General features: G+C 53.3%; 17 protein-coding genes. 8 read left to right on the top strand and 9 right to left on the bottom strand.

Translation table 11 applies throughout. The features are described from left to right. Nucleotides 1–129: 129 nt before the first annotated feature. The 3 genes from FHC51_RS13880 to FHC51_RS13870 all read left to right on the top strand — a co-directional run bounded on the left by FHC51_RS13880 (nucleotide 130) and on the right by FHC51_RS13870 (nucleotide 2,925). The gene (locus FHC51_RS13880; RefSeq protein ID WP_220435799.1) at nucleotides 130–1,056 is read left to right on the top strand and encodes a Kdo(2)-lipid IV(A) acyltransferase; all 927 of its coding nucleotides are present in this window, start codon (nucleotides 130–132) and stop codon (nucleotides 1,054–1,056) included. Nucleotides 1,057–1,201: 145 nt separating this feature from the next. Beyond that, on the top strand, nucleotides 1,202–2,425 hold the full coding sequence (gene mdtG, locus FHC51_RS13875) for a multidrug efflux MFS transporter MdtG (RefSeq protein ID WP_220435798.1): 1,224 nt from the start codon (nucleotides 1,202–1,204) through the stop codon (nucleotides 2,423–2,425). A gap of 125 nt (nucleotides 2,426–2,550) precedes the next feature. Beyond that, nucleotides 2,551–2,925, top strand: coding sequence for a MysB family protein (locus FHC51_RS13870; RefSeq protein WP_039032335.1), 375 nt, complete (start codon nucleotides 2,551–2,553; stop codon nucleotides 2,923–2,925). On the opposite strand, the gene FHC51_RS13865 is transcribed toward FHC51_RS13870, so the two are convergent. The 3 genes from FHC51_RS13865 to mdoG all read right to left on the bottom strand — a co-directional run bounded on the left by FHC51_RS13865 (nucleotide 2,926) and on the right by mdoG (nucleotide 7,330). After that, nucleotides 2,926–3,153, bottom strand: a complete 228-nt coding sequence (locus tag FHC51_RS13865) for a YceK/YidQ family lipoprotein (RefSeq protein WP_114387444.1) — start codon at nucleotides 3,151–3,153, stop codon at nucleotides 2,926–2,928. A 120-nt stretch (nucleotides 3,154–3,273) separates the two neighbouring features. Further along, nucleotides 3,274–5,802: a glucans biosynthesis glucosyltransferase MdoH gene (gene mdoH, locus FHC51_RS13860; protein WP_220435797.1), complete on the bottom strand. Its 2,529-nt coding sequence runs from the start codon at nucleotides 5,800–5,802 to the stop codon at nucleotides 3,274–3,276. Continuing rightward, nucleotides 5,795–7,330, bottom strand: a complete 1,536-nt coding sequence (gene mdoG / locus FHC51_RS13855; protein ID WP_220435796.1) for a glucans biosynthesis protein MdoG — start codon at nucleotides 7,328–7,330, stop codon at nucleotides 5,795–5,797. Before mdoG ends, mdoH begins: the two co-directional genes overlap by 8 nt. Nucleotides 7,331–7,603: 273 nt before the next feature. On the opposite strand from mdoG, the gene mdoC reads away from it, so the two are divergent. Further along, nucleotides 7,604–8,764 (top strand): glucans biosynthesis protein MdoC, encoded by a 1,161-nt coding sequence (gene mdoC / locus FHC51_RS13850; RefSeq protein WP_220435795.1) that lies wholly within the window; start codon nucleotides 7,604–7,606, stop codon nucleotides 8,762–8,764. 34 nt (nucleotides 8,765–8,798) lie between these two features. Here mdoC and FHC51_RS13845 read toward each other — a convergent pair whose 3' ends face one another. From FHC51_RS13845 to csgB, 6 genes are all read right to left on the bottom strand, one after another. Then, nucleotides 8,799–10,283, bottom strand: a complete 1,485-nt coding sequence (locus tag FHC51_RS13845) for a phospholipase D family protein (protein ID WP_168194521.1) — start codon at nucleotides 10,281–10,283, stop codon at nucleotides 8,799–8,801. Continuing rightward, nucleotides 10,219–10,761 carry an O-acetyl-ADP-ribose deacetylase gene (gene ymdB, locus FHC51_RS13840; RefSeq protein ID WP_103823683.1) on the bottom strand — a complete coding sequence of 181 codons (543 nt, stop codon included), beginning with the start codon at nucleotides 10,759–10,761 and terminating at the stop codon, nucleotides 10,219–10,221. Before ymdB ends, FHC51_RS13845 begins: the two co-directional genes overlap by 65 nt. Before the next feature lie 84 nt (nucleotides 10,762–10,845). Beyond that, nucleotides 10,846–11,145, bottom strand: a complete 300-nt coding sequence (locus FHC51_RS13835) for a type 1 fimbrial protein (protein ID WP_255584858.1) — start codon at nucleotides 11,143–11,145, stop codon at nucleotides 10,846–10,848. 158 nt (nucleotides 11,146–11,303) lie between these two features. Then, entirely contained in the window at nucleotides 11,304–11,630 is a 327-nt protein-coding gene (gene csgC, locus FHC51_RS13830; protein WP_103823682.1) for a curli assembly chaperone CsgC, read from the bottom strand. A gap of 60 nt (nucleotides 11,631–11,690) precedes the next feature. Beyond that, nucleotides 11,691–12,140 (bottom strand): curli major subunit CsgA, encoded by a 450-nt coding sequence (csgA, locus tag FHC51_RS13825; protein WP_103823681.1) that lies wholly within the window; start codon nucleotides 12,138–12,140, stop codon nucleotides 11,691–11,693. 40 nt (nucleotides 12,141–12,180) lie between these two features. Continuing rightward, nucleotides 12,181–12,630, bottom strand: coding sequence for a curli minor subunit CsgB (gene csgB, locus FHC51_RS13820; protein ID WP_103823680.1), 450 nt, complete (start codon nucleotides 12,628–12,630; stop codon nucleotides 12,181–12,183). Between the two features lie 747 nt (nucleotides 12,631–13,377). On the opposite strand from csgB, the gene csgD reads away from it, so the two are divergent. Genes csgD through csgG form a run of 4 tightly spaced genes read left to right on the top strand, consistent with a single transcriptional unit; the run spans nucleotide 13,378 to nucleotide 15,709 of the window. Next, nucleotides 13,378–14,028, top strand: coding sequence for a biofilm master transcriptional regulator CsgD (csgD, locus tag FHC51_RS13815; RefSeq protein WP_103823679.1), 651 nt, complete (start codon nucleotides 13,378–13,380; stop codon nucleotides 14,026–14,028). A 4-nt stretch (nucleotides 14,029–14,032) separates the two neighbouring features. Next, complete coding sequence (gene csgE, locus FHC51_RS13810) at nucleotides 14,033–14,422, top strand: curli production assembly/transport protein CsgE (protein ID WP_156238369.1); 390 nt, start codon at nucleotides 14,033–14,035, stop codon at nucleotides 14,420–14,422. A 13-nt stretch (nucleotides 14,423–14,435) separates the two neighbouring features. Then, nucleotides 14,436–14,849, top strand: a complete 414-nt coding sequence (gene csgF, locus FHC51_RS13805) for a curli production assembly/transport protein CsgF (protein WP_103823677.1) — start codon at nucleotides 14,436–14,438, stop codon at nucleotides 14,847–14,849. Between the two features lie 26 nt (nucleotides 14,850–14,875). Next, nucleotides 14,876–15,709: a curli production assembly/transport protein CsgG gene (csgG, locus tag FHC51_RS13800; RefSeq protein WP_220435794.1), complete on the top strand. Its 834-nt coding sequence runs from the start codon at nucleotides 14,876–14,878 to the stop codon at nucleotides 15,707–15,709. The last annotated feature ends 3 nt before the right edge of the window (nucleotides 15,710–15,712 follow it).

Below are 15,712 nucleotides of genomic sequence, written 5' to 3'. Positions count from 1 at the left end.
ATTTCTCACGTTAAAATGCCGAGGGTATAACATTTGCTCTATTCATGACCATTCCATAGCGATGCATTTTGGTTATCAATGGAAAAATGCGACACTACGCCAACAGGACGTATCACAAACAGGAACGACATGACTCAACTACCTAAATTTTCCATTGCGCTTCTACATCCTCGTTACTGGCTGACCTGGGCTGGCATCGGTTTATTATGGTTACTGGTGCAGCTGCCCTACCCGCTGATCTACCGTCTTGGCTGCGGTCTGGGTCGACTGGCGATGCGCTTTATGTCCCGCCGCGCCCGCATTGCCCACCGTAATCTGGAACTCTGTTTCCCGGAGATGAGCGAGCATGAGCGTGACACCATGGTGGTGAAAAATTTTGAATCCGTCGGCATGGGGCTGATGGAAACCGGCATGGCCTGGTTCTGGTCCAATAAGCGCATGGCGCGCTGGACGGAAGTGACCGGTACCGGCATGGATCCGGTGCACAATCTGCAGGCCAATAAAACCGGCGTTCTGCTGATCGGCGTCCATTTTCTGACCCTGGAGATCGGCGCGCGGATGTTTGGTATGCAGGCGCCCGGTATTGGCGTCTATCGCCCGAACGACAACCCGGTGATCGACTGGCTGCAAACCTGGGGCCGGATGCGCTCCAACAAGAGCATGATCGACCGTAAGGATCTCAAGGGCATGATCCGCGCCCTGAAATCCGGTGAGGTGATCTGGTACGCGCCGGATCATGACTACGGCCCGACCGCCAGCGTCTTTGTGCCCTTCTTTGCGGTCGACGAGGCAGCCACCACCACCGGGACATGGACCCTGGCCCGTCTGTCGAACGCGGCGATTGTTCCTTTTGTGCCGCGTCGCAAACCTGACGGCAAGGGCTATGAACTGATGATGCTGGAACCGGAATGTTCTCCACCGCTGGACGATGCGACAACCACCGCCGCGTGGATGAATCGCGTGGTTGAGAAATGCATCCTGCTGGCACCGGAACAGTATATGTGGCTGCATCGCCGCTTTAAAACCCGTCCGGAAGGCGTCCCTTCCCGCTATTAATCCTCCTTTGCGGCCTACGGGCCGCAGTTCCCTTTAAGCTTATAATGCTCACCGTCATTGCAGCACCCATCACCCAGGCGCATAATTAGCAGGCTTATTACTTTCTTTTATAATGATGCCGCTGCGCATCATAACGCGGATAGCTATGTCTCCCTCAGAAACGCCAATAAACTGGAAGCGGAACCTCATGGTTGCCTGGCTGGGCTGCTTTCTTACGGGCGCTGCATTTAGCCTGGTGATGCCTTTTCTGCCGCTCTACGTAGAACAGCTCGGCGTCAGCGGCCACAGCGCGCTCAATATGTGGTCCGGACTGGTGTTCAGCATCACGTTTCTCTTCTCCGCCATCGCCTCACCGTTCTGGGGCGGGCTGGCCGACCGCAAAGGGCGCAAAATTATGCTGCTGCGTTCGGCGCTGGGGATGGCCATCATCATGCTGCTGATGGGGCTGGCGCAAAACATCTGGCAGTTTCTGGTGTTACGCGCGCTGCTGGGGCTGCTGGGCGGCTTTGTACCCAATGCCAACGCACTCATCGCCACGCAAATTCCCCGCCATAAAAGCGGCTGGGCGCTGGGAACCCTCTCCACTGGTGCGGTGAGTGGTGCCCTGCTTGGCCCGCTGGCCGGGGGATTACTGGCGGATAGCTACGGTTTGCGGCCAGTATTTTTTATCACCGCGGGCGTTCTGTTTGCCTGCTTCCTGGTGACCTTATTCTGTATCCGGGAAAATTTTACCCCGGTGCCGAAAAAAGAGATGCTGCATGCCCGCGAGGTCTTTGCCTCGCTTAAAAATTCTCGCCTGGTCATCAGCCTGTTTGTCACCACCATGATTATTCAGGTCGCTACCGGCTCCATTGCGCCGATCCTGACGCTCTACGTGCGCGACCTGGCCGGGCACGTGGGCAATATCGCCTTTATCAGCGGCATGATTGCCTCGGTGCCCGGCGTGGCTGCCCTGATCAGCGCCCCGCGGCTGGGGAAACTGGGCGATCGGATTGGTCCGGAAAGGATCCTGATCGTCGCGCTGGTGATCTCCGTGCTGCTCCTCATCCCGATGTCATTCGTGCAATCGCCGTGGCAGTTGGGCGTTCTGCGCTTTTTACTCGGGGCGGCCGATGGCGCCCTGCTGCCTGCGGTGCAGACCCTGCTGGTCTATAACTCCACCAATCAGATAGCCGGACGCATCTTCAGCTATAACCAGTCGTTCCGCGATATCGGTAACGTCACCGGCCCTCTTCTGGGCGCCGGTATTGCCGCCAACTACGGTTTTCGTGCGGTGTTTATCGTCACCGCCTGCGTGGTGCTTTTCAACGCCATCTATTCGTGGTTCAGTCTGTCCCGTGCCGTGCGTCGGCCCAGGGCTATTCCTTAATCAGATAAGGTCTCTTCTTCCGATTAAGAGAGCTGCGTGAAGGCTTTTACTGCTTTCATACTTGCAATTATGGAGAATCAGCTATTCTTTCCCTGAACACCACGTCAATTCACAGGGAGACGCCGATGACTATGTTTGCCACTTTAGAGGAAGCGATTGATGCCGCACGCGAGGAGTTTCTCGCTGATAATCCCGGCATTGAGGAAGATGACGCGAATATTGAGCAACTCAATATCCAGAAATATGTCATGCAGGATGGGGACATTATGTGGCAGGCCGAATTTTTTGCCGATGACGGCGAAGACGGCGAGTGCCTGCCCGTACTGAGCGGCGAAGCAGCTCAGGCGGTGTTTGATGGCGATTATGACGAGATTGAGCTGCGTCAGGAGTGGCTGGAAGAGAACACCCTGCATGAATGGGATGAGGGTGAATTCCAGCTCGAGCCGCCGCTGGATACCGAAGAGGGGCAAACCGCAGCGGATGAGTGGGATGAGCGTTAATTACTCATAGGGCCCGTGCTGAGCGTCGATGGGCAGCAGTAGCGTGTCAAAGACCAGCGAGAACGGCAGATCCAGCACCGTCAGGTAGCGCCATGCGGAGTCGCGAACGTCCCACTGCACGCCCGGGTAGTATTGATTGCCGTGTCCCTGCCCTGGGATCGTCCGGCTGATAATACTGCCGCAGCCGCTCAGCAGGAGCGCCATCGTAATGACGATGAAAAATCTCATCCAGTACCTCGAAAGATAAAAATACCGGCTCAAGAGCCGGTATTTATTTGCCCGTCGGCGCTGCGCTTGCACGGGCCTACAGATTTTGTAGGCCGGGTAAGCGTAGCGCCATCCGACACATCACTTCGCTTTCAACGCCTGCGGATTCAGCTTCAGCGTCTGGTAATAGTTCACCCACGAAGAGTATTTCTCCGGGGCGGCCCAGACACGATGATGCATCCGCGCCATGGTGACAGGATCGCTTAGCAGCACCAGACGACGATCACGGTTCAGCTTCTCCGGCGTCTCGTTCAGCGCCTGCTCAACGTGACGATCGCGTGCGATCTCCAGCACGCGGCTGGCACGGTGACGGGCAGTCGCCATGGCGATGGCCAGGGCGTTGAATGACGGGTTAAACACCGCATGCATAAACCCATCTTCCAGCGAACGGCTGCGGTTGAGCTCCAGGTACTTGTCTGTATCCACCAGCACCTGCGGCGGGGAATACTCTTCCGGGATCAGGAACAGTTTCCAGCGTTTGGTGCGCAGCCCCACCGTTGAACGGCTTGAGATCACCGACACAAACGGGGAGAGGATCAGCGAGAAGACAATCGGCGCCAGCCAGAACAGGAAGCGCAAGTCCAGCCACGCCATGCCCACCGCCCAGACCAGACCGAGCAGCATCTGCGAGCCGTGACGCATAAAGGCTTCACTCCACGGGGTAGAGTCATCGTCACGCTGCGGCGAATTCCAGACCACTTCCCAGCCGAGGAACGCGCTGACCACAAACACGGTGTGGAACAGCATACGCACCGGCGCCAGCAGCACGGAGAACAACACCTCCAGCAGCAGGGAGAGCGTCACGCGGAAGAAACCACCGTACTCCTTCGAGCCCTTGCACCAGATGAGCACAATACTCAGTAGCTTCGGCAGGAAGAGCAGCACCATCGTCGAGGCAAAGAGCGCTATCGCCAGCTCAGGACGCCACTGCGGCCAGACCGGGAACAGCTGGCGCGGCTGCAGGAAGTACTGCGGCTCGGTCAGGGCGTGTACCACCTGCAGGGCGGTGGACAGGGCCAGGAACATAAACCACAGCGGCGCTGAGAGGTAGGACATTACGCCGGTCAGGAACACGGCGCGGTGTACCGGGTGCATCCCTTTCACGAGGAACAGACGGAAGTTCATCAGGTTCCCGTGACACCAGCGGCGGTCACGCTTCAGCTCATCCAGCAGGTTCGGCGGCAGCTCTTCATAAGAGCCCGGCAGGTCATAGGCGATCCATACTCCCCAACCGGCACGGCGCATCAGCGCGGCTTCCACGAAGTCGTGCGACAGGATAGAACCCGCAAACGAGCCCTCGCCCGGCAGCGGCGCCAGCGCACAGTGCTCAATGAACGGCTTCACGCGGATAATGGCGTTATGCCCCCAGTAGTGCGACTCACCCAGCTGCCAGAAGTGCAGACCGGCAGTAAACAGCGGCCCGTAGACGCGGGTCGCAAACTGCTGGCAACGCGCATAGAGCGTATCCATACCTGACGCTTTCGGCGAAGACTGAATGATCCCGGCATTCGGGTTCGCTTCCATCAGGCGCACAAGGCCCGTCAGACACTCACCGGTCATCACCGAGTCGGCATCCAGCACCACCATATAGCTATACTGGCTACCCCAGCGACGGCAGAAGTCATCGATGTTACCGCTTTTACGCTTCACACGGCGACGACGACGACGGTAGAAGATCTGCCCTTCGCCCTGCACTTCGGCGATAAGCTCCATCCACGCTTTCTGTTCTGCCACGCAGATGTCCGGATTGTAGCTGTCACTCAGGATGTAAACGTCGAAGTGCTCGGCGTTACCGGTGGCTTTCACCGACTCCCAGGTGGCGCGCAGGCCGGCAAAAACGCGATCCACATCTTCGTTACAGATAGGCATGATAAGCGCGGTACGGTGTTGAGGATTGAGGGGTTCATCCCCCACCGTCGAGTGCGAAATGCTGTACTTATCCCGGCCTATCAGCAGCTGCAGGAAGCCCATCAGCGCAGTCCAGAAACCGGCCGATACCCAGCAGAAGAGAATGGCGAACAGCAGCAGGATGCCGCTTTGCAGAATATAAGGCAGCAGCTGCATAAACGAGACCAGCAGATCCTGGTCGAACATATCGGCCGGATTGATCAGCGCCCAGCCCTGGTACGGAAGGATCGTCTTCATATACCAAGTAGCGACGACGGTCTGTGCAATGGTTAACAGCAGCAGGATGTAGCGGCGAATACTGCCGACGGTACGCCATTTTTCCTCACTGGCCTGCTGCTCTTTAGAGAGGCGAGAGAGGTAGCGCGGATTGGTGTCGCGGCCACGCAGGCGATCCCAGAAACGGCCCACCGGGTTGGTGCGCCAGGGATCCGGGAACATGGAGGAGCGCGTCGCTTTCGGCATCGCCTCAAGCTGGGTGCGCCCTTCGTCATCGCGGATCAGCTGGCCTTCGGCCAGTGAATCGGGCCAGGCCTGTTCGAGACGGCTTTTAACCGAGCCCAGCGGGGTATCATCTTCACGCGTAAACGGATGATGATCGGCATCCAGCGCGGTGTGAACCGCGCTGATGTCACCCTTCGGCAGTGCCGCCTTCTCGATATCGGTCAGCGGCATGGCATCGATATACTCAGTTATCTTATTCATTGGCAGGTAGCTGATAGCTCCAGGTTTCACTCAACGGCTGATCGGCGTTGACCAGGGCGGCACGCATCTCAGTCGGCTGTTTCGCGTCTTTCACTTTAATGCGTAGAGTTAAACGCCAGCCTTTGGTGACCGGGTTATAACGCACACTGTTCTCAACGATCTCACCATTGTCACCAATGCTCGCCTGAGCCGTGACCGGAGTTTCCGGCGCCAGGTTCTTCATATCCTGGCCGGTGAAATCGACAACAAACGCGATGGTGCCATCAGGCTGGCGGATCAGATTGGACTGTTTCACATCCCCTGTTGAGCGGCGAGTCTGCAGAACATACGCGCTTTCCGGCGCATGCAGCTTGTCTTCATCGCGGCTCATGGTGATGCTGTAGTTGAAGTTCATCTCTTTACCGGCTTCCGGCAGCTGGTCTGGCGTCCAGTACGCGACGATGTTGTCGTTGGTTTCGTCGTTGGTTGGGATCTCTACCAGCTCAACTTTGCCTTTGCCCCACTCGCCTTTCGGAGTGATCCAGGCGCTTGGGCGCAGATCGTAACGATCGTCCAGATCTTCAAAACGGGAGAACTGACGACCGCGCTGCAGCAGACCAAACCCCTGCGGGTTCTCCATGCTGAAGCTACTTACCGCCAGGTGTTTCGGGTTGTTCAGCGGACGCCAGATCCACTCACCGTTGCCCGCAAGGATCGACAGACCATTAGAGTCGTGCAGTTCCGGGCGGAAGTTGGTGGCAGGAGAAGGCTGGTTTGGCCCGAACAGGAACATGCTGGTCAGCGGGGCAACGCCCAGTTTGCCGACTTTATCGCGCAGATAGACTTTAGACTGCACGTCGACCACCGTATCGCGGCCAGGAATAATGACAAAGCGATAGGCGCCCGTTGCGCGTGGGGAATCCAGCAGTGCATAGATGGTCAGGCGCTTGTCGGTTGGTTTTGGACGCTCGAGCCAGAACTCGCGAAAGCGTGGGAACTCTTCCCCGGACGGCAGCGCGGTATCGATCGCCAGACCACGCGCAGAGAGGCCATAAACCTGGCCGCCGCCAATCACACGGAAATAGCTTGCCCCCAACATGCTGACAATTTCGTCGTTTTTATCTTTACTGTTGATGGGATAAAGCACTTTAAAGCCCGCGAAGCCCAAATCTTTCACGGTGTCTTTGTCGTGTTGCACATTGCCGAAATTAAAGTAGTCCGGGCTGTACTTGATTTTGCGTACCGCGTTAGAGGTCACTTCATTAATGGTGACAGGCGTGTCGAAGTACATCCCCTGATGATAAAACTCGAGCTTGAACGGGGTTTTTATTTTATTCCAGTAGGCTTTATCGTGATTAAACTGGATCTGCTGATAGTCCGCATATTTCATGTCGCGGAAAACGGAGGGTAAGTTACTTTTTGGCGCTTCGTACCCTTTACTGGCCATCGATTTTGCCTGTTTTGCGACGTCGTCGATGGTAAAGGCCAGGGCCGATGAGGTATACAGAGACAACAGGACTGCCGCTCCTAACCAACGCATTTTCATCATTTGTGGTTTATGTTTCATAATAAGTAAGCACTTCCCCCTTTGTGTGCTTATATCGATCCGATCCATTTTAATGGAAAATCAGGCATTCCGACAACATAATCACCGCTTTGTTCAGCGTGCTGGCTCATGGTTTAAGCAAGTGAAAGTAACCCGTTTTCACTTTGCGTGCTTATCCTGGAGACAGTGTGTCAGACTTCGTGTAGGGTTGGCACCGAATGTAAACACTATTGGTCTTAGGGATAAGACGAAAAGTCTGAGAATGCGCAACGTCATATGAGTACCGTACCCGCACAACGCGAATATTTCCTTGATTCCATCCGGGCATGGCTCATGCTGCTGGGGATCCCGTTTCATATTTCCTTGATTTATTCGAGCCACGTCTGGCACGTCAATAGTGCAGAGTCGTCGTGGTGGCTGACGCTGTTTAACGATTTTATCCACTCCTTCCGGATGCAGGTCTTTTTCGTTATTTCGGGCTACTTCTCTTACATGCTTTTTTTGCGCTATCCGCTCAAGCGCTGGTGGAAAGTGCGCGTGGAACGCGTCGGTATTCCGATGCTTACCGCCATTCCCCTGCTGACGCTGCCGCAATTCATTATGCTGCAACATGTCAAAGGCAAAGCGGAGAGCTGGCACACCCTGTCGCTGTACGATAAATACAACACCCTCGCCTGGGAACTGATTTCTCACCTGTGGTTCCTGCTGGTGCTGGTGGTGATGACCACGGTCAGCCTGTGGCTCTTCAGCCGCATGCGCCATCATCTCAGCGCCCGGTCGGAGGCGTTTTTTGCCGATATTACCTGGGGCAAGCTGTCGGTACTGTTTTTAATCCTGGGTATCGTCTATGCCGCGCTGCGCCGCACGCTTTTAATTATCTATTCACCGATCCTCAGCGACGGCCTGTTTAGCTTTGTGGTGATGCAGACGCTCTTCTACCTGCCCTTCTTCCTGATTGGCGCCCTGGCGTTTGTGCATCCGAAGCTGAAAGCGCTGTTTACTACTCCGTCACGCGGCTGTACGCTCGGCGCGCTACTGGCGTTTATCGCTTATCTGCTTAACCAGCGTTATGGCAGCGGCGATGCGTGGATGTATGAAACCGAAAGTGTGATCACCATGCTGCTGGGACTGTGGATGGTGAACGTGGTCTTTGCCCTGGGTCACCGCCTGCTGAACTTTAAATCGGCGCGCGTCACCTATTTCGTCAACGCCTCGCTGTTCATTTATCTGGTGCACCATCCGTTAACGCTGTTCTTTGGCGCCTACATTACGCCGCATATCAACTCTAACCTGCTGGGCTTTATCTGTGGGCTGGTGTTTGTGGTGGGCATTGCGATTGTGCTGTATGAAATTCATCTGCGTATTCCGCTGCTGCGCTTTCTCTTTTCCGGCAAACCGGCCAGCAAAACGGAAAAAACGCCGCAGGTCACCAGCTAAGCCGTTGCGCGCCGGTCGCTGAACCGGCGCGTCATTACAGCAGCCATTCTACCGGCAGCCAGTAGGCCAGGCGCACCAGCATCCGCTGCCAGAAGCGGGTTTTGGGCTCCTTTTTATGCACGATCTCCTGCCCCTCCTTACGCTCAATCCAGTTCAGACGTCCCATTTTATCCAGCCGGAGTTGCCAGGCTTCATGGCGCTGGCTGCGCACGAACCGGGTATGGATCATCCTTGCCAGCTTTTCGCTTTCAATGACAAAGCCCATCTCGGTATTGAGCATGGTTGAACGGGGATCAAAATTAAGTGAACCGATAAACACTTTCTCGCCGTCGACGCTGAACGTCTTGGCATGCAGGCTGGAGCCGGAGTTCCCGGTGATGCCGCGGTCGTGCGCCGGCGGTACGCCATCCTGAATGGGCTTTAGTTCATAAAGCTCAATGCCGTGGCGCAACAGCTTTTTTCGCCAGCGGGCGTAACCGGCATGCACAACGGAGACGTCGTTCGCTGCCAGCGAGTTGGTGAGGATAGCGACTTTCACCCCTTTACGCACCATCTGCAGCAGCAGCGCCACCCCCGCCCGGGTAGGGACAAAATAAGCGGAGATGATATCGATTTGCTGCAACGGTGAGCCCATCACCCCCATCAGGCGCTGGGGCAGCAGCGAGTGCCGCTTTGCCCGGCCCTGCCCTTTACGCGGATCGTCGCTAAGTAGCCGGGTTTTAGCCCAAATCAGCGGCAGTTTGCCCGCCTCGAGGTTGGTAATAAAGTCGCTGGACTGTAATTTATCCAGATAACGACGGGTGATGTCGTCGCGATACCACTCCTCAGGCGGATGGATTTTGTCTTCAATTTCCGCCTCGGAAAGTTCCAGCACCTGCTGGAGCGTGGAGACCGACGCGCAGTTCCAGTAGCGCTCAAAATCGTTGGCCACATCCTGCACCACCGGGCCTGTGGCCATCACGTCCAGATCGGAAAAGAGCGGCTCTTCGCCTGCGCCAAAATAGGCATCCCCGATGTTTCGCCCGCCAATAATGGTGACCTCGCCGTCCACGGTGAAACTCTTGTTGTGCATCCGGCGATTGAGACGGGCAAAGTCGGTGAGATAGCCCAGCGCGCGCAGGGAGCGGAACGAAAAGGGATTAAACAGCCGGACATCAAAGTTGGGATGTGCATCCAGCAGGCGCAGGATGCTGTCCAGCCCTTGGGTATTGTTGTCGTCGAGCAACAAACGCACGCGGACCCCGCGCATGGCAGCGGATAATAAGACGGAAAACAACAGGCGTCCTGACATGTCGTCTTCCCAGATGTAGTACTGCACATCCAGCGTCTTTTCCGCCATCTCCACCAGCCGGTAACGGCAGGCGAAGGCATCGAGACTGTTATCAAGAGGGAGAAGCCCACAAAGGCCGGGATGTGCAGAGCTGACCGGTGCAATCGCGCGTCCAAGTCGCGTGTTATGCGTCGGTTTCCTGTCCTCGCTGGGTAAGCAGTCGCTTGTATAGTCGGGCATTTTCTTCATCATAGCAGACAAAGTATACCCGCTCCGGCAGAGGCTTGAGGGTGAGATAATCCGAAACCGTATTAACGGCGATTTCAGCCGCCGCTGCGCGGGGATAGCCATAAACGCCAGTGCTGATTGCCGGGAAGGCGAGAGTCTGATAACCGTTGGCCGCCGCCAGGTTCAGGCTGTTGCGGTAGGCCTCCTCCAGAATCCGCGCTTCGTGATGCTCTCCCCCGTGCCAGACGGGACCAACGGTGTGGATCACCGCTTTGGCGGGCAGGTTTCCGGCAAGCGTAATCACCGCCTGCCCCGGGGCGCACTCGCCCTGCTGCTGGCGCACCAGCTTACACGCCTCCAGCAGGGCGGGGCCTGCCGCCCGATGAATGGCGCCGTCCACGCCACCACCGCCCATCAAAGAAGGATTGGCTGCGTTAACCACCACATCCACATGCAGCGTGGTGATATCACCATGAAAGACTTCAATTCGGGAGTACATAATCAACCTCTGCATACCGTTTTTTCTTAAGTGTATCGCAGAGGTTGGGTTGTGGAAGTCCGGTTAAGAGAAAACGGCCCTGCCTCAGCGGTAGTCAACCAGCACAATGGCGAGCGATTTTTCCGGGTTGATGTACCTCATGCTGACAGTGGCAAGATCTGCGGCATTCACCCTGCCCTCGAGCGCATCTTTATAGCTGACCTGTTGAACAGACATTTTATTGTTCTGCGGACAGGAGACGGTTAAGGCGCGCCCATCAGGCGTGACATTACAGGGATCTTCGACAATCCGTCCGATAAAATGAATGACATTGGCCGTGCAGACTGGGGTAAGCGTGACCGCAGCAACAAAGGCTGCGGCCAGGGTGATACGGGACGAAACCATCAGTGTAATCCTCAATGATAATCGTCCCTGACGCTTAAACAACGCCCTTCATGGAGGGCTGTCGACTGGCATCGACGACGCCAGCAACATGAGAATAACAATGGAATAACATCCGCGCCACTTTAATCAATATATTGATTTTGTGAATGTTTTAAACATCAGGCTTTCGACGGTGGCCACTGTTGCGACAGATGCAACGACTTACCATCCGAGACCGTCACAATAACGTTTATCTTGTCATTGGGTCCGGAATTAAGAGTCATACGGGAAAGATTGACCGTTTTATTTGCCGGTAACGAGACGGTGTTTTGCTGACGCGAGGTGCTCTGCCCGCCCGGGCCACTGCGCGAGGTGAGGATTTGTACCTGGCATAAACACGGTTCTGTGACGGTCACCTGAGGAATAATGGTCACGTTCTCACCTTCGGTGGAGGTCTGAAAGGTAATCTGACTGGTCAGCGCGGCAAGTAGTAAAAGAGTATTCATTATCATCTCCCAAAAAAAAACAGGGCCTCAGCCCTGTTTTTTCGACGTACAGCGGCAGTATTAGTACTGACCAGCAGTCACGGTGTTGCCGAAGCCAACCTGAGTGATGTTAGCAGAAGCGCCGTTCATAGTTTGACGAAGATCGACTTCGTTACGACCACCAGACTGGCTTACAGTCGCGGAGAGGTCACGACCGCTCCACTGGCTGATGGTTGCTTCGTTACCCTGGCCACGCTGGGTCAGGCTGATTTCGCTGCTGTCAGCACCCTGAGACAGATCGGCATCGTTACCGAAGCCATTCTGACGAACGGTGATTTCAGAGCCACGTGCATCGCTTTGCAAAGCGTCCACATTGTTACGGCCACCATATTGATAAACGGTCAGCGATTCTGGGCTGACATTGTTATTTCCGTTACCACCATGGTTATTACCCCACTGTGGAACAGAACCAGCCATAGCACTGCCAGAAACCACGATTGCTGCAATTACTGCCACTTTTAAAAGTTTCATTGTAAAGCCCCCATCGGATTGATTAATTATCGCTCAATAGCTAGCGTTGGATGACGCGAATTGCCATTTGCGACTGTCTCTGTACTACAACTGCCGTTTTTTGCGTACCGTACTGCGTAATATTCGCTTTATTACCAGAACCTTTCTGAATAATCACTGCGGTATTACCATATGCACCTTGATTAATACTCGCATTGTTCGAGTTCCCTTTTTGATCAATATAAGCAAGGTTATAACTCCCTGATTGATCAATGTTCGCCCGATTATTTCCGCCCTCCTGAGAAACGACAGACAACAGTTTCTGGCCGTTTTGTTGAACGTTAGCGTTATTATTTACGCCAACTTGTCCAATGATTGCAGCCTGGTTATATGAGGATTTACTCAGCTCATTAACCGCGAAATTGTATTCTGCCGAAGCTAAATCAGTCGCTGCGAAAACAAATCCAGGTGCACCCAGTAATGTCAACATCAATAACAACTTGTTCTTCATGTTATCACCCTGGACCTGGTGGTATAATAACTGCGTTAACAAGAGCAAATATTTTGTTAACCCGGCGTTACGATGAAGAGTATGTCTGCCGAAACAATTTTAATATCTCACCCGCCAGTTGTATTTTTATTCTTCCGTTCACCCCAAAGTATTAATTAAAATTAAATACCGTGGCGATACAACGATTTTACAGGGGGTTAGCAAGGGCCATTTTCCCTTTGCAAAAATGGAAAACCTCAAATGCGTGGATTTGCCGTTTCGTCTGGTCCAGAGGAGAGGAAACGGAATATATCCATGATTGCGTGACAAAGTCCGTGATTTCTTAAGACGTTTACATATTGTAAAAATAGGCTTAGCGTTTTGCCCTGTCTCATACCTTATCGCTAATAGCCTTCAATTTACATTAATCATTACAATCAATCACTTGAGTGAATTTTTATGATTTTTAAAATGTGTGCATCAATATCGTAATGTACAACTTTTTGATGATTCTTAATCAATTTATGAACTCATTTTTTACAAAGTAATATTGATTTTTACATCCTGTTACACGTTTAACACTTGCTTTAAAAAACGTTAAAGCTAGATTGAAAACAGAAGTTCGGCATTGCGAATTAATTCTCCCTTCTCTCTAAGGGATATGGTCTTTTTTCTACACACAGCAGTGCAACATCTGTCAGTACTTCTGGTGCCCCCAATAATATATTGGGGGCAGCTGCCAGGTGTTTCATAAAAAGGGGTTTCATCATGTTTAATGAAGTCCAAAGCTTGCATGGTCAGACTTTATTGTTAGTGACCAAACCTTCTTTACAAGCGACAGCTTTACTACAGCATTTAAAGCATAGTTTATCGTTGAGCGGAAAATTGCATAGCATTCAACGCTCTTTCGATGACATTGCGCCTGGTAGCATTATTCTTTTCGATATGATGGAAGCGGATAAAAAACTTATCCAATACTGGCAAGATATTTTAAGCAGAAAAAACAACAATATCCGTGTGTTGTTGTTAAATACCCCGGAAGAATACCCCTTCAGGGATATTGAAAGTTGGCCACATATCAATGGCGTCTTTTATGTCAATGAGGACGAAACGCGCGTGGTTGAGGGCCTGCAGGGGGTACTGCGTGGTGAATGTTACTTTTCGCAGAAACTTGCCAGCTACCTCATAACGCACTCCGGAAATTATCGCTATAACAGTTCAGAGTCCGCTTTGCTGACCCATCGCGAAAAAGAGATTCTGAATAAATTACGTATCGGTGCTTCAAATATTGAAATCGCCCGTTCGTTATTTATCAGCGAAAATACGGTTAAGACTCATCTTTACAATCTTTTCAAGAAGATAGCTGTCAAAAACCGGACTCAGGCGGTTTCATGGGCGAATGATAACCTCAGGCGTTAACAGTATGAAACGCACAGTGAGTTTGATTGCCGCAGCAGGCTTATGGCTTGCTGCCGGGAATCTTCATGCGGTTGAAGTAGAGATCCCGGGATTGTTAACTGACCACACCGTCTCCGCAGTCGGCCATGCTTTTTATCGCGGCTTCAGCGACAAATGGGAAAGTGATTATCCCGGTAACTTAACTATCAATGAACGGCCCAGCGCACGTTGGGGAAGCTGGATCACCATAACGGTTAATCAGGACGTTATATTCCAGACCTTTTTATTCCCCACGAAAACTGACCTGGATAAAAATGTGGTCTTTGCTCTGGCTCAAACCGAAGAGGCATTAAATCGCCTGCAGATCGATAAAGCTCTGCTGGGTACGGGCGATTTAGCACCAGACGAATTTTAATTCGGAGGCATCCATGCGTGTTGTCCATGCAGTAGTAGCTTTAATGCTTATTCCATCTCTGAGCTGGGCCGGAAATATGACCTTCCAGTTCCGCAACCCGAACTTTGGTGGAAACCCTAATAACGGTTCTTTTCTTTTAAACTCGGCCCAGGCACAAAACTCTTATACGGATCCAGGCTCTGACGACTTCGGGATTGAAACCCCGAGTGCGCTGGATAACTTTACCCAGGCAATCCAGGCCCAGGTTCTGGGCGGGCTGCTGACCAATATTAATACCGGCAAACCCGGCCGTATGGTGACCAGCGACTTTATTGTCGACATTGCCAATGCGGACGGACAAATGCAGCTGAACGTGACAGACCGCAAAACGGGGAAAACGTCCACCATTCAGGTTGCTGGCTTGCAAAGCGGTTCTACCGACTTTTAAATAATGTCGAGATAAGGATAATAATCATGCAGCGCTTTCTCCTCCTTGTTGCAGTGTGCTTATTGAGCGGCTGTTTAACTGCTCCTCCAAAAGAAGCAGCAAAACCGACATTAATGCCTCGCGCCCAGAGCTATCGTGATTTAACCAAATTGCCATTGCCAACGGGTAAGATCTACGTGTCGGTTTATAATATTCAGGATGAAACCGGGCAATTTAAACCGTATCCGGCAAGTAACTTCTCAACGGCTGTACCGCAGAGCGCCACCGCCATGCTGGTTACTGCGTTAAAAGATTCTCGCTGGTTTATTCCTCTGGAACGTCAGGGGCTGCAAAACCTGCTCAACGAACGTAAGATCATTCGTGCTGCGCAGGATAACGGCACCGTGGCGATGAACAACCGTATTCCGTTGCATTCGCTTACAGCAGCGAACGTGATGGTAGAAGGTTCAATTATCGGCTACGAAAGTAACGTGAAATCGGGCGGTGTGGGGGCCCGGTATTTCGGTATTGGCGGCGATACGCAGTACCAGCTTGACCAGATTGCGGTGAACCTGCGAGTGGTCAACGTCAGTACCGGCGAGATTTTGTCTTCCGTGACCACCAGCAAAACCATTCTCTCGTATGAAGTGCAGGCCGGGGTGTTCCGTTTCATCGACTACCAGCGTCTGCTGGAGGGCGAAATCGGTTATACCTCTAACGAGCCGGTCATGCTCTGCCTGATGTCTGCTATCGAAACCGGGGTGATCTTCCTGATTAACGACGGTATCGATCGCGGATTGTGGGACCTGCAAAACAAAAATGAAGTGAAAAACGATATTCTGGCGAAATACCGCGAGATGTCGACGCCGCCAGAATCCTGACAG

The organism is Leclercia sp. EC_58 (assembly GCF_019584355.1).
GTDB lineage: Bacteria > Pseudomonadota > Gammaproteobacteria > Enterobacterales > Enterobacteriaceae > Enterobacter.
Note: the sequence above shows the minus strand (reverse complement) of the source record. Positions and strands in the feature narration are given on the sequence as shown.